Below are 14,779 nucleotides of genomic sequence, written 5' to 3'. Positions count from 1 at the left end.
CGCGAGGAGTGCGGCGCAGCGGAGCCCCGCAGTCGCGAACAACCGAGGTGCCGCGTGAGCGATCTCGCCGCCCGGTTCCGCAAGCTCTGGGACGAGATCGCGCCGGTCGGGCGGGACGCCGGCAGCGGCGGCTACCTGCGATACGCGCTCACCGAGCCGGAGCTCGCGCTGCGGGCCTGGTTCCGGGAGCAGGCGGAGCAGCGCGGGATGCCGGTGACCGAGGACGGCAACGGCAACCTCTTCGCCTGGTGGGGTGACCCGTCGGCCGGGGACGCGGTGCTCACCGGCAGCCACTTCGACTCGGTGCCGCACGGCGGGGCGTACGACGGGCCGCTCGGCATCGTCAGCGCGTTTCTGGCCGTCGACGAGCTGCGGGCCGCCGGGGTGGCCCCGGTCCGGCCGGTGGCGGTGGCCGCGTTCGTCGAGGAGGAGGGCGGCCGGTTCGGCGTACCCTGCCTGGGGTCGCGGCTGCTCACCGGGGAGATCGCGGTGGAGCGCGCGGCCGGGCTGCGCGACGGTGCGGGGGTGAGCTTCGCCGAGGCGCTGGGCGACCGGCCGGCGGGCGCCGACCCCGGCCTGCTCGGCCGCTTCGCGGCCTTCGTGGAGCTGCACGTCGAGCAGGGCCGGGCGCTGGTCGACCTCGGCGCGCCGGTCGCGGTGGCCAGCGCCATCTGGCCGCACGGCCGCTGGCGCCTCGACTTCGCCGGCGAGGGCAACCACGCGGGTACGACCCGGATGGCCGACCGCCGCGACCCGATGCTCACCTTCGCGTTCACCGTGCTCGCGGCGAACAAGGAGGCCCGGCTGCGCGACGCGCATGCCACCGTGGGCCGGGTGGCCGTCGAGCCGAACGCCACCAACGCCATCCCGTCCCGGGTGACCGGCTGGCTGGACGCCCGGGCGGCCGAGCCGGAGACGCTGCACGGCCTGGTCGAGGCGGTCCGGGCCAAGGCCGCTGAGCGGGCCCGGCGGGACGGCACCGAGCTGACCTGCACCGAGGAGTCGGCCACCCCGCTGGTGGCGTTCGACGGCGGGCTGGCCGGCCGGCTGGCGGCGCTGCTCGACGCGCCGGTGCTGCCCACCGGCGCCGGCCACGACGCCGGGGTGCTGGCCGCGCACCTGCCGACCGCGATGCTCTTCGTGCGTAACCCGACCGGGGTGTCGCACTCCCCGGTCGAGTCCGCCACGGACGCCGACTGCGCGGCCGGGGTGACCGCCCTGGCCGGGGTGCTGGAGGAGCTGGCATGCCGCTGACCCGCTGGCTGGCCGAGTACGCCTGGCTGCCCGACCACGCCGAGCCCACCCCGGACGTGCTGATCGAGGCCGAGGGCGGCCGGATCACCGCGGTCACCCCGCTGGTCGGCGGCGGCGCGCCCGCCGCCGGGGTCGAGGTGCTGGGCGACGCGGTACGCCTGCCCGGGCTTACCCTGCCCGGCCTGGCCAACGCCCACTCGCACGCCTTCCACCGGGCGCTGCGCGGGCGCACCCACGGCGGGCGCGGCGACTTCTGGAGCTGGCGGGACGTCATGTACGACGTCGCCGCCCGGCTCGACCCCGACTCCTACCTGGCCCTGGCCCGGGCCGCCTACGCTGAGATGGCCCTGACGGGGATCACCTGCGTCGGCGAGTTCCACTACCTGCACCACGGCCCGGAGGGCAAGCCGTACGCCGACCCGAACGCCATGTCGGCCGCGCTGGTCGAGGCCGCCGCGCACGCCGGGATCCGGCTCACCCTGCTGGACACCGCGTACCTGACGGCGAGCGTGGACGGCGCGGAACTGGTCGGGACGCAGCGCCGGTTCGGCGACACCAACGCGCTGCGCTGGGCGGAGCGGGTCGACGCGTTCCGTCCCGAGAACGACCACGCCCGGGTCGGCGCGGCGATCCACTCGGTTCGCGCGGTGCCGGCCGAGCAGCTCGCCACGGTGGCCGGCTGGGCCGACCGCAACGGCGTGCCGCTGCACGTGCACCTCTCCGAGCAGCCGGCCGAGAACGACGCCTGCCGGGCCGTGCACGGCTGCACCCCGACCCGGCTGCTGGCCGACCACGGGGTGCTCGGCCGGCACACCACGGCGGTACACGCCACCCACCCGACCAGCGCCGACGTCGCGCTGCTCGGGGAGAGCCGGACCGGGGTCTGCCTCTGCCCCACCACCGAGCGGGACCTGGCCGACGGGATCGGGCCGGCCCGGCGGATGGCCGAGGCGGGCAGCCCGCTCAGCCTGGGCAGCGACAGCCACGCCGTGGTCGACCTCTTCGAGGAGGCCCGCGCCGTGGAGCTGGACGAACGGCTGCGCACCCGGCGGCGGGGGCACTTCGCCGCCGCCGAGCTGGTCGCCGCGGCCACTGTCGCCGGGCACGCCGCGCTCGGCTGGGGCGACGCCGGCCGGCTGTCGGTGGGTGACCGGGCCGACCTGGTGACGGTACGGCTGGACAGCGCCCGGACCGCCGGGGTGCCGCCGGTCGGCGCGTTCTTCGCGGCCACCGCCGCCGACGTGACGCACGTGGTGGTCGACGGGCGGACGGTGGTGGCCGACGGCCGACACCTGACCGTGGACGTGCCCGCCGAGCTGCACGAGGCCATTGCGGCGGTGACGTCGTGAGCGGCTTCCCGGTGCGCCCCGAGGGCCCGGCACGGCCGGCCGTGCGCGGCAGCGGCAGTCTGCTGGTGGACAACATCGGCGAACTGGTCACCAACAGTTTCGGCGAGGGCGAGGGCAGGCCGCTGGGCCTCCGTCGGGACGCCGCCCTGCTGGTCGAGGACGGGGAGGTGGCCTGGGTCGGGCCGGCGCGGGACGCCCCGGCCGCCGACCGGCGGATCGACGCCGACGGGGCCGCCGTGCTGCCCGGTTTCGTGGACAGCCACGCCCACCTGGTCTTCGCCGGCGACCGGGCCGCCGAGTTCGCGGCCCGGATGGCCGGGCAGCCGTACACCGGGGGCGGCATCCGGACCACCGTGGGCGCCACCCGGGCGGCCTCCGACGACGAGCTGCGGGCCACCGTGGCCCGGCTGCGCGGCGAGGCGATGCGGCAGGGCACCACCACCATCGAGATCAAGAGCGGGTACGGGCTGACCGTCCCCGACGAGGCCCGCTCGCTGCGGATCGCCGCCGAGTTCACCGAGGACACCACCTTCCTGGGCGCGCACGTCGTCCCGGCCGAGTACGCCGACCGCCCGGACGACTACGTGGGCATGGTCTGCGGGCCGATGCTCGCCGCCGCCGCGCCGTACGCCCGGTGGATCGACGTGTTCTGTGAGCGGGGTGCCTTCGACGTGGACCACGCCCGGGCGATCCTCGCCTGCGGGCAGGCCGTCGGCCTGGGGGTGCGGGTGCACGCCAACCAGCTCGGGCCCGGGCCGGGCGTGCAGCTCGGGGTGGAACTCGGCGCGGCCAGCGTCGACCACTGCACCCACCTGTCCGACGCCGACGTCGACGCGCTCGCCGCTCAGCGGGTCGACTGCATGTGCGCCGAGGGCGGGCACACCGCCACGGTGGCCACCCTGCTGCCCGGGGCGGAGTTCTCCACCCGGTCGCCCTACCCGGACGCGCGCCGGCTGCTCGACGCCGGCGTCACCGTGGCCCTGGCCACCGACTGCAACCCCGGGTCGTCGTACACCTCGTCGATGCCGTTCTGCATCGCCCTCGCCGTACGCGAGATGCGGATGACCCCGGCGGAGGCGGTCTGGGCCGCGACCGCCGGCGGCGCGCAGGCGCTGCGGCGCAGCGACGTCGGGGCGCTGCGGCCCGGCGCGCGGGCCGACCTCATGATCCTCGACGCCCCCTCGTACCTGCACCTGGCCTACCGGCCGGGTGTTCCACTGATCCGCCAGGTTCTGCACAACGGAGTGCCGCAATGTCGACCGTAGTCATCCAGCCCACCGGGATCTCCCCCGCCGACGTGCTCGCCGTGGCCCGCGGCACCGCCAAGGTCGTCCTCGACCCCGCCACGGTGGAGGCGATGGCGACCAGCCGGTCCATCGTGGACGGCATCGAGGCTGCCGGCCGGCCCGTGTACGGCGTCTCCACCGGGTTCGGGGCGCTCGCCAACACCTTCGTCGCGCCCGAGCGGCGGGCCGAGCTCCAGCACGCGCTGATCCGCTCGCACGCCGCCGGGGTGGGCGCGCCGATGCCCCGTGAGGTGGTGCGGGCCATGATGCTGCTGCGGGTGCGCTCGCTCGCCCTCGGCCGCTCCGGGGTCCGGCCGCTGGTCGCCGAGGCCCTGGTGGACCTGCTCAACCACGAGGTGACCCCGTGGGTGCCCGAGCACGGCTCGCTCGGCGCCTCCGGCGACCTGGCGCCGCTGGCGCACTGCGCGCTGGCGCTGCTCGGCGAGGGCTGGGTGCTGGGCCCGACCGGCGACCGGCTGCCGGCCGGCGAGGCGCTGCGCCGGGTCGGCCTGGAGCCGGTCGGGCTGGCCGCCAAGGAGGGGCTGGCGCTGATCAACGGCACCGACGGCATGCTCGGCATGCTGCTGCTGGCCATCCACGACGCCCGGCACCTGTTCGCGATGGCGGACGTGACCGCCGCGCTGGCCATCGAGGCGATGCTCGGCTCGGAGCGGCCGTTCCTGCCCGAGCTGCACGCCATCCGGCCGCACCCCGGCCAGGCCGCCTCGGCCGCGAACATCCACAAGCTGCTGCAGAACTCGGCGGTGATGGACTCGCACCGCGACGACCTGGCGCACGCGGTGCAGGACGCCTACTCGATGCGCTGCGCGCCGCAGGTGGCCGGGGCGGCCCGGGACACCCTCGACTTCGTCGAGGTGGTGGCCGGGCGGGAGCTGGTGTCGGTGGTGGACAACCCGGTGGTGCTGCCGGACGGGCGGGTCGAGTCGACCGGCAACTTCCACGGCGCGCCGCTCGGCTTCGCCGCCGACTACCTGGCCATCGCCGCGTCCGAGGTGGGCGCGATCGCCGAGCGCCGGGTGGACCGGCTGCTCGACGTCACCCGCTCCCGGGAGCTGCCGGCGTTCCTCTCCCCCGACGCCGGGGTCAACTCCGGCCTGATGATCGCGCAGTACACGGCGGCCGGGATCGTCGCGGAGAACCGCCGGCTGGCCGCCCCCGCCTCGGTCGACTCGCTGCCCACCAGCGGCATGCAGGAGGACCACGTCTCGATGGGCTGGGCAGCGACCAAGAAGCTGCGCACGGTGCTGGACAACCTGACCAGCGTGCTCGCGGTGGAGCTGCTGGCCGCCGTACGCGGGCTCCAGCTGCGCGCCCCGCTGACCCCGTCGCCGGCCGGCCGGGCCGCGGTGGCCGCGCTCGGCGAGGCGATCGGCGAGCCGGGCCCGGACGTGTTCCTCGCCCCGCTCATGGAGGCCGCCCGGGAGGTGGTGCGCGGCCCCGAGCTGCGCGCCGCGATCGAGCGCGAGGTCGGCCCGCTGAGTTGAGTACGGACGCTGTCGGCGAGGGCTGTTACCGTTCGCCGCCGTGACCGATGACGCCGTGACCGCCCCCGACCGTACCGACGCCCAGGACGGCGACGACCTGCACGACCAGGTCCGGGCCTTCGTGCGCCGGCAGGTGGCGCTGGCTGAGCTGCCGGCGGCCGCCATCGTCGCGGAGACGGTGGAGTTCCTGGACGGCGAGGCCGAGCCGGCGCGGCTCGCGGACCTAGCCTGGGCGGTGGTGGCCGAGGAGCTGACCGCGCACCTGGCCGACCAGGAGACCTGGCCGGAGGTGACCGACAGCGACCGGCTCACCGCCGCGTTCCGGGCGCTCGACGCCGTGCGGGTCGTGGCCCGGGAGAGCTTCACCTGCTGCCAGAACTGCGGCGTCGAGGAGATCGGCGCCGAGGCGCGGCGGGGCCTGAAGACGCGCGGCTACACCTTCTACCACCGGCAGGACGCCGAACGCGGCGTCGAAGGCTCGGGGGTGTGGCTCGCATACGGGGCGTTCGAGGGAGCCTCCGCGGCGGAGATCGGCGCGGAGGTGGCGGCTGCGCTGCGGGCCGCAGGGCTGACCGTCAACTGGGACGGGGAGGTCGGCCGGCGGATCCACGTGCCGCTGCGGTGGCGGCGGCGGCGGATCGGCCGGCTCGCCGCCGTACCCGCCACCGCGGCGGACGACGTCGACGTCGACGTGGAGCTGCTCGCCAGGTGGACCGGCGTGCACGCCCCGACGGAGGGGCGGGTGCCGGCCGGCCGGTTCACCGCCCTGCACCTACCGTGGCTGCCGGCCGCCGTCCCGGTCCGCCTGGAGTGGGAGGGCCGCGCGGTAGAGGTCCGGCGCAGCGGCGACGCGCTGGTCGGCACGTACGACGACCCGGACGTGCCGGAGCTGACCGTAGGCCGGCACGACGGCCAGGCGTTGGTCCGCGCGCTGCGCGGCCTGCCCCCGGCCGGCGAGCCGGTGCCCGCACCGGTCGGCTACGTCGAGGTGACCGGCGACCACGCGAAGGGGACGGACCGGGAGGTGGCGATGGAGCTGGCGGAGCTGCTGGCCCGGGTTCGGGCCATGCGCCCGTCCAGCTATGACTGCCTCACCTGCGTGGGTCGCTCCGGCGGCTGTGCGCAGGCCGCCTGGGAGCCCGGCGGCCTCTGGGTGGAGCACCTGGACATCGAGGCGGCCGTCTCGGTGGGTCGGTACGCCACCCTGGCCGAGGTGGAGCGGGTACTCACGACGCTGGCCGTGGAGGACCGGGTGGCCGTACACGAGCTGGGCGGCGAGCTGACCACGCTGCACCACCGCTGAGCGGTCAGTCAGGCGGTCGGCGGGAGCACCTTGGCGACCAGCTTGGCCAGCTCGCGCAGCGCCTTTCCGCGGTGGCTGACCGCGTCCTTCTCCTCCGGGGTCAGCTCCGCGTTGGTCCGCTCCTGCCCGTCGCCGAGGAAGATCGGGTCGTAGCCGAAGCCGCCGTCGCCGCGCGGGGCGCGCAGCAGCCGGCCGGGCTGCCGGCCGTCGACCAGGTGCTCCTTGCCGCTCGGCAGCACCAGGGCCACCGTGCAGACGAAGGCGGCGCCCCGGTGCTCGTCCGGCAGGTCGGCGATCTGGTCCAGCACGAGCTGAAGGTTGGCCTCGTCGTCGCCGTGCGAACCGGCCCAGCGGGCGCTGAACACGCCCGGCATGCCGTTGAGCGCGTCCACCGTCAGCCCGGAGTCGTCGGCGATGGTCGGCAGGCCGGTCCGCCGGCAGCCCTCCCGGGCCTTGATCAGCGCGTTCTCGCCGAAGGTCAGGCCGGACTCGGGCAGCTCCGGGTATTCCTCGACGTCGTCCAGGCCGAGCAGGGCGATCCGGTGGGCGCCGAGCGCGCCGTCGAGGATCCTCTGGAGCTCGACGAGCTTCTTCCGGTTACGGGTGGCCAGGAGCACCTTGTTCATGAGTTGAGTGCCTTCCGCTGCGCGTCCACCAGTTCCAGGCAGCCCGCCACGCCCAGGTCGAGCAGGGCGTCCAGCTGCTCCCGGGCGAAGATGCCGGCCTCGCCCGTCCCCTGCACCTCGACGAAGTCACCCGTCCCGGTGCAGACCACGTTCATGTCGACCTCGGCCGCCACGTCCTCCTCGTAGCAGAGGTCCAGGCGCGGCTCGGCGGCGATGATGCCGACGCTGACCGCCGCCACCGACCGGTGCATGACCTTCTCCACCTTGCCGGCCAGGGCCTTGCGCTCGGCGAGCCAGGTCACCGCGTCGTGCAGCGCCACGTACGCGCCGGTGATGGCGGCCGTCCGGGTGCCACCGTCGGCCTGGAGCACGTCGCAGTCGAGCACCACCGAGTTCTCGCCGAGCGCCTTGAGGTCGACGCAGGCCCGCAGGCTGCGGCCAATGAGCCGGGAGATCTCGTGGGTCCGGCCGCCGACCCTCCCCTTGACGCTCTCCCGGTCCGAGCGGGTGTTGGTGGCCCGGGGCAGCATCGCGTACTCGGCGGTCACCCAGCCGAGCCCGGAGCCCTTGCGCCAGCGGGGAACGCCCTCGGTCACGCTGGCCGTGCAGAGCACCCGGGTCGCGCCGAACTCGACGAGCACGGAGCCCTCCGGGTGGGTGCTCCAGCCTCGGGTCAGGGTCACCGGTCGGAGTTGGTCGGGCTGCCGCCCGTCAGGTCGCGCCATGCCTGCACCTTATGCGGTGCGGTGATCGAACCGCCCCGGGGTGCCCCAACGATCGCTCGCGCCGGGCTGACGGCTTCGGATGGCTTCCCTCAGCTTGGGGGAATGCGGCAGTATGACCTTCACATCTGCGCAGCCGAATACCGGATAGGTCCATGAATATGCCCCTGTCGCGCCGCGTGATCATTTCAGCCGTTGTTGCCATGGTCGCCGTCGGTTCGGGGGTGGGCTTCGCCGTCTGGGCCAGCGGTGACGATCCCGCGTACCGTCCGCCGAGCGGCCACGTCGTGCAGCCGGGGGCGCCGGGTCAACCCGGCAGATCCCTGTCGGGTGACGACCTGACCCAGGTTTCGCCGCCCGGATTCAAGGCGGCCGACACCCTGTTCATCCAGGGCATGATCCCGCACCACGCGCAGGCACTGGACATGACCGCGCTGCTGTCGGGCCGCACCACCAACCCGGACGTGACGCTGCTGGCCAAGCGGATCGACGTGTCGCAGCGCGACGAGATCACTCGGATGCAGCGGTGGCTCGCGGAGCGGAACGTGCCGACCACGGGCCCGAACGCGGGCCATGCCGGGCACGAGCTCATGCCGGGGATGCTCACCGCCGAGCAGCTCGATCAGCTCAAGCAGGCCCGCAACGGCGACTTCGACCGGCTCTTCCTCACTTTCATGATCCGCCACCACCAGGGCGCGCTGACCATGGTGGAGGAGCTCTACGCTTCGGGTGGCGGCCTTGAGCCGGCGACCGACCAGTTCGCCCGTGAGGTGAACGCCGACCAGAGCATCGAGATCCAGCGAATGCAGGAGATGCTGGCCAAGATGGGCTGACGCCCGGACCAAAGCCGAAGGGCACCTCGACTCGACAGATTCGAGCCGAGGTGCCCTTCGTTCAGGAACCGGTCAGAGCGATGCCTGCAGGTCCAGGATCGCCTGCTTCAGCTTCTGGTGCTCAGAAGCGGTCAGCTTGCCGGCGATCTCCTGCAGCTGGGACACCGCGGCGTCCCGCTGGCCGTTGGCGGAGAACCGCTCGGCGCGCTGCAGGAACTGGTCGACCTGGGACTTCAGCGGGTGGCCGATGGTGTTGGCGCGGACGAGCTGGTCGTAGTGCGCGCGTGCCACCGCGAAGCTCGGCGTCCAGGTGATCTCCGGCTGGCCCTGGGCGTTGAACTGGCCGAGCTGCACCTCCTCGGCCGCCATAATCTCCGCCTTCGACAGGTGCTCACTGGGGGTCAGCTTGAACACGTCGAAGCCGCGGGCGATCTCGTTGCCGAAAAGGCTGCCGTTGTACCAGTACGCCGACCAGAATCCGCCGAGCACGAGCGAGTTCGCGTTGACCGCCCCGCGGTCGAAGAACGCGATCTCCTGCGGGTGGGCCGAGTCGGTGAAGTCGAACACCGAGATTCCGCCCTGGTACCAGGCCTGCATCATGATGTCGCGGCCGGGCACCGGGATCAGCGAACCGTTGTGCGCCACGCAGTTCTCCTGCAGCGTCTGCGGAACCGGCAGCTTGTAGTAACTGGCGAACTCCATCTTCCGGTCGACGATGTCGAAGATGGCGTTGGCGCCCCACTCCGGCTGGTCGGTGTCACGGCAGCGAGCACCGCTACCCCCGCCCCACTCGTCGGTGAAGATCACCTTGGTGCCGTCGTTGTTGAACGTCGCCGAGTGCCAGTACGCGAAGTTCGGGTCGGACACCTCGTCGATCCGGACCGGGTTGGCCGGATCCGAGATGTCGATCAGGATGCCGTTGCCCTGGCAGGCGCCGGCGGCCAGCCCGATCTGCGGATAGGCGGTGATGTCGTGGCAGGCGTTGGTGTTCGGCGTGGGCGACCAGTTCGACCCGGACGGGTGCCGGGGCGTCTGCGGCCCGTTCTGCAGGCCGTCGATCCGGCCGGTCTCCGGGTCGGTGAACAGCCGCGGCTGGTTCACCACGGCGGCCTGCTCAGGGGCCGCCACCGGCACCTTGATGACGTCGATCCGCCACCGCGACGGGTCCTCGCCGTTCGCGGGGTTGTTGTTGCAACCGGCCATCGTCGTGGCCGGGCGCACCGAGGTGGTGCCCGAGACGTAGACGTAGACGTTGTTCGCGTCCTTGGGGTCGGTCACCACGGTGTGCGTGTGCGAGCCACGGCACAGCTGAACCGCCGCGACCTGCACCGGGTTGCGCACGTCGCTGATGTCGAAGACCCGAACGCCCTGGAACCGGGTGCCGACGCTGGGGTTCGTGCCGCAGTCGACCCGCCCGCGGGTCTCCTCGACCGACATGAAGAGCAGGTTGTCGTGGACCGAGATGTCACCCTGCCCACCCGGGCACACGACGCTCGTGACCAGCTGCGGGTCGCTCGGCTTGGAGACGTCGAAAATGTTGAACCCGTTGTAGTTGCCCGTGAACGCGTACGTGCCGCCGAAGGCGAAGTCCGAGTTGTAGAACCCGCCGTTGCCGGGGTTCGCCGGGTCGACCATGCCCGCGGGCTTGTCGCGGTGCGCGACCTGCTCGAGGTTGCTGATCGCCGACTGCGCGTCGAGCCAGCCAGCGCCGAGTCCGATTCGCGGATCGGGCTCCGCCGCCGAGGCCGTGCCCGGCAGCGCGCCGGCCAGGAGTACGCCGGCGGCGATGAGGCCGAGTGCTTGCCGGCCTCTACGTGACCTTGGACTGAGGTGGTGGGTCATGCGATGCCTTCCGCTCGAAGGACCTGACGCAACGTCCACATAGCAGGCACGGCGCGTCGTGTGAGTAAGGACCGTACCGACGCTCAGCCGCAGGTCAAGAAGCCGAAGCGTGATATGTACATATTTGCGAAGGCAAATTTTCGCCTTTATCTTCTCGTGATCCGCAGGTCACGACATGCGTCGAACCTGGGGGGCCAATCTTTCGCCACTCGTCGGATGATCCGCCGATGAGCCGGCCCGTAGCGTCGATGCAATTCGCCCCGCACAGGCTTGACCACCGAACGTGACTGCCTGCGGCGGCGGATCGGCGCTTGACGCTGTCTTCTCCGACCGTCGAAAGGAGCAGCGGTGCCCCTGCCCTCACGCCCATCCCGTGGTCGCCGCAACGCCGCGTTGCTGCTGTCCACGACCCTGGTCGCGTCCATGACGACGTTGACCGCGCAGCCCGCCTCGGCGGAGCCCGACGAGGCCGCCCAGGCGAACCCGACCTTCCTCACCGGCCCCAACCAGGGCACACCGAACGAGATCGCCACGTCCTACCTGCGCGCGCATCCCGCCGACCACGGGGTACGCGTCACCGACCTGGCCGACCTCGCGGTGGCTTCCAGCTACACCAGCCGCCACAACAGCGTCACCCACGTCAACCTGGCCCAGCGCTACAAGGACCTCGAGGTCTTCGGAGCCACCGCCACCGTCAACATCGCCCGCGACGGCAGCGTCGTGTTCGCCGGCGACACCCTGGTCCCCGGGCTGGCCGACAACGCCTCCGGCACCGCCACGCTCGACGCGGTCGAGGCGGTGCACGCCGCCGCGGGCGCCCTGGATCTGCCCGACCCGGCCAACCCGAAGGTGACGAGCCGCAGCAGCGGCGCCGCCCAGCGCACCATCGTCTCCGGCGCCGGCATCTCCGACCAGCCCATCCCCGCCAAGCTCGGCTGGCAGCCCACCGCCGACGGGCTTCGTCTGGCCTGGCAACTCGTCATCGACGACTCCACCGACACCCACCTGTGGAACGCGGCCGTCGACGCTCAGAGCGGCAAGCTGCTCAAAGCCGACGATTGGACGATCCACGAGGACGTCAAGGAGGTCGCCGACAACCTGGACCGCAGCGCGCCGGGACGCTCGACGACGCTGAACAGCGCGGCCTTCGGGTCGCGCAACCCCGTGCAGGACGGCTCGAGCTACCGGGTCTTCGCCGGCCCCGCCGAGAGCCCGAACGACGCGCCGCGGACCCTGGTGACCAACCCGGCCGACGGGACCGCCTCGCCGAACGGCTGGCACGACGTCGACGGCGCCGCGGGGGCCGAGCACACCACCACCCAGGGCAACAACGTCCACGCCTACCACGACGAGGACGACAACAACGCTCCCGACTTCGGCAGCAGCCCGGACGGCGGTGCGAGCCTGACCTTCGACCACCCGCTCGACCTCGGCGAGCACGCCCAGAACTACCGGGACGCCGCGACCGACAACCTGTTCTACTGGAACAACATCATCCACGACGTCAGCTACCAGTACGGCTTCGACGAGGCGTCGGGGAACTTCCAGTCGAACAACTACGGCCGGGGCGGCGCGGGCGGCGACTACGTCCGGGCGGAGGCAGCCGACGGCCGCGGCACCAACAACGCCAACTTCTCCACCCCGGCGGTGGACGGCGTCGGTGCGCCGCGCATGCAGATGTACCTGTGGCCGGGCACCCAGTTCGGTAGCCCGAACCAGGTCGTCGTGGACGGCGTCGGCTCGTTCGACGCGTCCTGGTCGCGGTTCACGCCGGCCCCGACCGTGGCCGGCCTGCCCGGACACCGCTTCGAGTACGGTGGCACCGGCTGCACCACCGCGACCTACCCCGCCACCCTCCCGTCGGGCGGGTGGATCAGCGTGGTCGACGGCGGCACCGCGGCCTGCACCTACCTGCAGCGGGCCCAGGTCGCCCAGTCGCTCGGCGCCAGGGCGCTGGTGGTCGCCCACAACGCCACCAGTAGCGCCCCGGTGCTGACCGGCCTCATGACGTCCGCGCCGGTCACCATCCCGGCCGTCGCCGTGACCCAGGCCGACGGCAACGCCATCAAGGCCGCCATCGCAGCGGGCGATGCCACCGGGTCGGTACGCAAGCACCCGAACCACCCGGGCATCCGCGACGGTGACCTCGACGCCGGAGTCATCATCCACGAGTACACGCACGGCATCTCCAACCGGCTCACCGGCGGCCCTACGGTCAACTGCCTGACCGGCAACGAGCAGATGGGCGAGGGCTGGAGTGACTTCATGGCGGTCACCACGCTGCTCGACCCGACGTTCGACACGGCCGACGGGCAGCGCGGCATGGGCCCGTACGTGCTGTTCCAGGACGACCGGCACGGCGGCGGCATCCGGCCGCGGCCGTACTCCCGGAACATGGAGATCCAGCCGTTCACCTACGACGGGATCAAGACCGGCGGCTGGCTCAACGGGACGTCCCTGGCGTTGCCGCACGGCATCGGGCACGCGTGGGCGTCGGTCCTGTGGGACATGACCTGGAACCTGATCGACCGGCACGGGTTCAACCCAAACGTCTACGACCCGTGGAACACCGGCGGCAACAACCTGGCCCTCCAGCTCGTCACCGACGGGCTCAAGATGCAGGGCTGCGGCCCCGGCTTCGTCACCGGCCGCAACGCCATCATCGCCGCCGACGCGGCGCTGACCGGCGGTGAGAACGCCTGCATCATCTGGGGTTCGTTCGCCCGCCGGGGTCTCGGCTACAGCGCGGTGCAGGGCACCACGGCCCGCGACGACAACACCGAGGCGTTCGACACCCACCCGTCCTGCCGGGGCGACTTCGTCGGCCGCTCGGCCCAGCCGTCCCTCAACACGGTCGTCGCCGGTGACGCCGCGCAGATGAAGTTCCAGCTCGCCAGCAACCGCGGTCTGAACATCCTCGCCAGCGGCTCGCCGTACTCCCGGCTGGTCGACTGCGACACCCTCAGGACCGTCGGCCCCGACGGCGCGATCACCCCGCGACCCACCCCGGTCGCGGCACGCAACCCCGGCGGTTCAAGCCTGTCGGCCAACGCCAACGGCCAGTACAACTACCCGTGGAAGACCGACCCGGCCTGGGCCGGCACCTGCCGCGAATTCGTGCTGACCCTGGACAACGGATTCCAGTACCGCACCTACATCAAGTTCATCGCCGAGTCGTAGCACCGCCACCACCCGGGGGGCGTCCCGGCCAGGGACACTCCCTCCGGCGTGCTCCGGACAGGTCCGCACGCGGCTGGAAACGTCCCGGCAGACAACGCGGCGAGGCGGCTGCCGCCGTCGTGGTCAGACCTCGTAGGAGGCGCCGGCGCGGACCACCTCGAGCGGCCCGGCGTACGCCCCGGCCGCCGACTCCACGGTGTGCGACTCGCTGCCCCAGGCGGGAACGAGGTGGGTGAGCAGCAGCCGACCCACCCCCGCCTTGGTGGCCGCCTCGCCGGCCTCCCGGCCGGTCAGATGCAGGTCCGGCGGGTTCTCCACCCCGTCGAGGTAGCTGGCCTCGCAGAGGAACAGGTCGGCGCCCTGGGCCAGCCGAAGCAGCGCGTCGCACGGCGCGGTGTCGGCGGAGTAGCAGAACACCCGGTCGCCGTGCTCCAGCCGCACCCCGTACGTCTCGACCGGGTGGTTCATCCGGTCGACGGTGACGGTGAACGGGCCGATCGGAAAGGTGCCCGGCTGGAGGCCGTAGAACTGGTAGACGTCCTCGACCGTGCTCTCCTCCTGCCCGTAGGCGGTGGCCAGCCGGTCCGGCGCGCCAGAGGGGGCGTACATCGGCAGGGGCGGGTACGGGCCGTCCGGGGCGTAGCGGCGCACCACCACGTAGGACACCGCGTCGAGCATGTGGTCGCAGTGCAGGTGGGTGAGGAGGATGGCGTCGGGGGCGTGCAGGCCGACGTAGCGCTGGAGGGTGGAGAGCGATCCCGAGCCGAAGTCGATCAGCAGCCGGAACCCGTCGGCCTCCAGGAGGTAGGCAGAGCAGGGAGACTCGGGCCCGGGAAAACTGCCCGCGCAGCCGAGGACGGTCAGTCGCATCCGGTCGCC

The 14,779-nt window shown here is 72.8% G+C and carries 11 protein-coding genes; 7 read left to right on the top strand and 4 right to left on the bottom strand.

Annotated elements, in window-relative coordinates:
• Positions 1-54: 54 nt before the first annotated feature.
• From AC0OLQ_RS07345 to AC0OLQ_RS07325, 5 genes are read left to right on the top strand one after another with little or no spacing between them, the layout of a single operon-like run.
• Positions 55-1,254 (top strand): allantoate amidohydrolase, encoded by a 1,200-nt coding sequence (locus AC0OLQ_RS07345; protein WP_484530729.1) that lies wholly within the window; start codon positions 55-57, stop codon positions 1,252-1,254.
• Positions 1,251-2,603: a formimidoylglutamate deiminase gene (locus AC0OLQ_RS07340; RefSeq protein ID WP_484532294.1), complete on the top strand. Its 1,353-nt coding sequence runs from the start codon at positions 1,251-1,253 to the stop codon at positions 2,601-2,603. Before AC0OLQ_RS07345 ends, AC0OLQ_RS07340 begins: the two co-directional genes overlap by 4 nt.
• A 41-nt stretch (positions 2,604-2,644) precedes the next feature.
• Complete coding sequence (gene hutI, locus AC0OLQ_RS07335; protein WP_484532293.1) at positions 2,645-3,868, top strand: imidazolonepropionase; 1,224 nt, start codon at positions 2,645-2,647, stop codon at positions 3,866-3,868.
• Positions 3,856-5,394, top strand: a complete 1,539-nt coding sequence (hutH, locus tag AC0OLQ_RS07330) for a histidine ammonia-lyase (RefSeq protein WP_484530728.1) — start codon at positions 3,856-3,858, stop codon at positions 5,392-5,394. The genes hutI and hutH overlap by 13 nt, the downstream gene beginning before the upstream one ends.
• A 40-nt stretch (positions 5,395-5,434) precedes the next feature.
• Positions 5,435-6,697, top strand: a complete 1,263-nt coding sequence (locus tag AC0OLQ_RS07325; protein WP_484530727.1) for a DUF6891 domain-containing protein — start codon at positions 5,435-5,437, stop codon at positions 6,695-6,697.
• Positions 6,698-6,705: 8 nt separating this feature from the next.
• Here AC0OLQ_RS07325 and rdgB read toward each other — a convergent pair whose 3' ends face one another.
• Together rdgB and rph are read right to left on the bottom strand one after the other, a co-directional pair.
• Positions 6,706-7,323: an RdgB/HAM1 family non-canonical purine NTP pyrophosphatase gene (rdgB, locus tag AC0OLQ_RS07320; RefSeq protein WP_484530726.1), complete on the bottom strand. Its 618-nt coding sequence runs from the start codon at positions 7,321-7,323 to the stop codon at positions 6,706-6,708.
• The gene (gene rph / locus AC0OLQ_RS07315; RefSeq protein ID WP_484530725.1) at positions 7,320-8,048 is read right to left on the bottom strand and encodes a ribonuclease PH; all 729 of its coding nucleotides are present in this window, start codon (positions 8,046-8,048) and stop codon (positions 7,320-7,322) included. Before rph ends, rdgB begins: the two co-directional genes overlap by 4 nt.
• Positions 8,049-8,200: 152 nt before the next feature.
• On the opposite strand from rph, the gene AC0OLQ_RS07310 reads away from it, so the two are divergent.
• The gene (locus tag AC0OLQ_RS07310) at positions 8,201-8,878 is read left to right on the top strand and encodes a DUF305 domain-containing protein (protein WP_357344554.1); all 678 of its coding nucleotides are present in this window, start codon (positions 8,201-8,203) and stop codon (positions 8,876-8,878) included.
• Positions 8,879-8,950: 72 nt separating this feature from the next.
• On the opposite strand, the gene AC0OLQ_RS07305 is transcribed toward AC0OLQ_RS07310, so the two are convergent.
• A complete protein-coding gene (locus tag AC0OLQ_RS07305; protein ID WP_357344552.1) occupies positions 8,951-10,720 on the bottom strand; it encodes an LVIVD repeat-containing protein in 1,770 nt (589 codons plus the stop codon).
• A 348-nt stretch (positions 10,721-11,068) separates the two neighbouring features.
• On the opposite strand from AC0OLQ_RS07305, the gene AC0OLQ_RS07300 reads away from it, so the two are divergent.
• A complete protein-coding gene (locus AC0OLQ_RS07300) occupies positions 11,069-13,900 on the top strand; it encodes a M36 family metallopeptidase (RefSeq protein WP_484530724.1) in 2,832 nt (943 codons plus the stop codon).
• A 123-nt stretch (positions 13,901-14,023) separates the two neighbouring features.
• Here the strand turns inward: AC0OLQ_RS07300 and AC0OLQ_RS07295 are convergent, their stop codons facing one another.
• On the bottom strand, positions 14,024-14,770 hold the full coding sequence (locus AC0OLQ_RS07295; protein ID WP_357344548.1) for an MBL fold metallo-hydrolase: 747 nt from the start codon (positions 14,768-14,770) through the stop codon (positions 14,024-14,026).
• Positions 14,771-14,779 lie beyond the last annotated feature (9 nt).

The sequence above is a fragment of the Micromonospora sp. Utrum1 genome, assembly GCF_057197805.1.
This window is presented reverse-complemented; position numbering and strand designations above follow the sequence as displayed.

What these genes read in the sequence shown, in the direction of transcription:
- AC0OLQ_RS07310 (WP_357344554.1), top strand. Translation starts at nt 8,201, where the DNA reads ATGAATATGCCCCTGTCGCGCCGCGTGATCATTTCAGCCGTTGTTGCC.
- rdgB (WP_484530726.1), bottom strand. Translation starts at nt 7,323, where the DNA reads ATGAACAAGGTGCTCCTGGCCACCCGTAACCGGAAGAAGCTCGTCGAG.
- AC0OLQ_RS07305 (WP_357344552.1), bottom strand. Translation starts at nt 10,720, where the DNA reads ATGACCCACCACCTCAGTCCAAGGTCACGTAGAGGCCGGCAAGCACTC.
- AC0OLQ_RS07295 (WP_357344548.1), bottom strand. Translation starts at nt 14,770, where the DNA reads ATGCGACTGACCGTCCTCGGCTGCGCGGGCAGTTTTCCCGGGCCCGAG.
- rph (WP_484530725.1), bottom strand. Translation starts at nt 8,048, where the DNA reads ATGGCGCGACCTGACGGGCGGCAGCCCGACCAACTCCGACCGGTGACC.
- hutH (WP_484530728.1), top strand. Translation starts at nt 3,856, where the DNA reads ATGTCGACCGTAGTCATCCAGCCCACCGGGATCTCCCCCGCCGACGTG.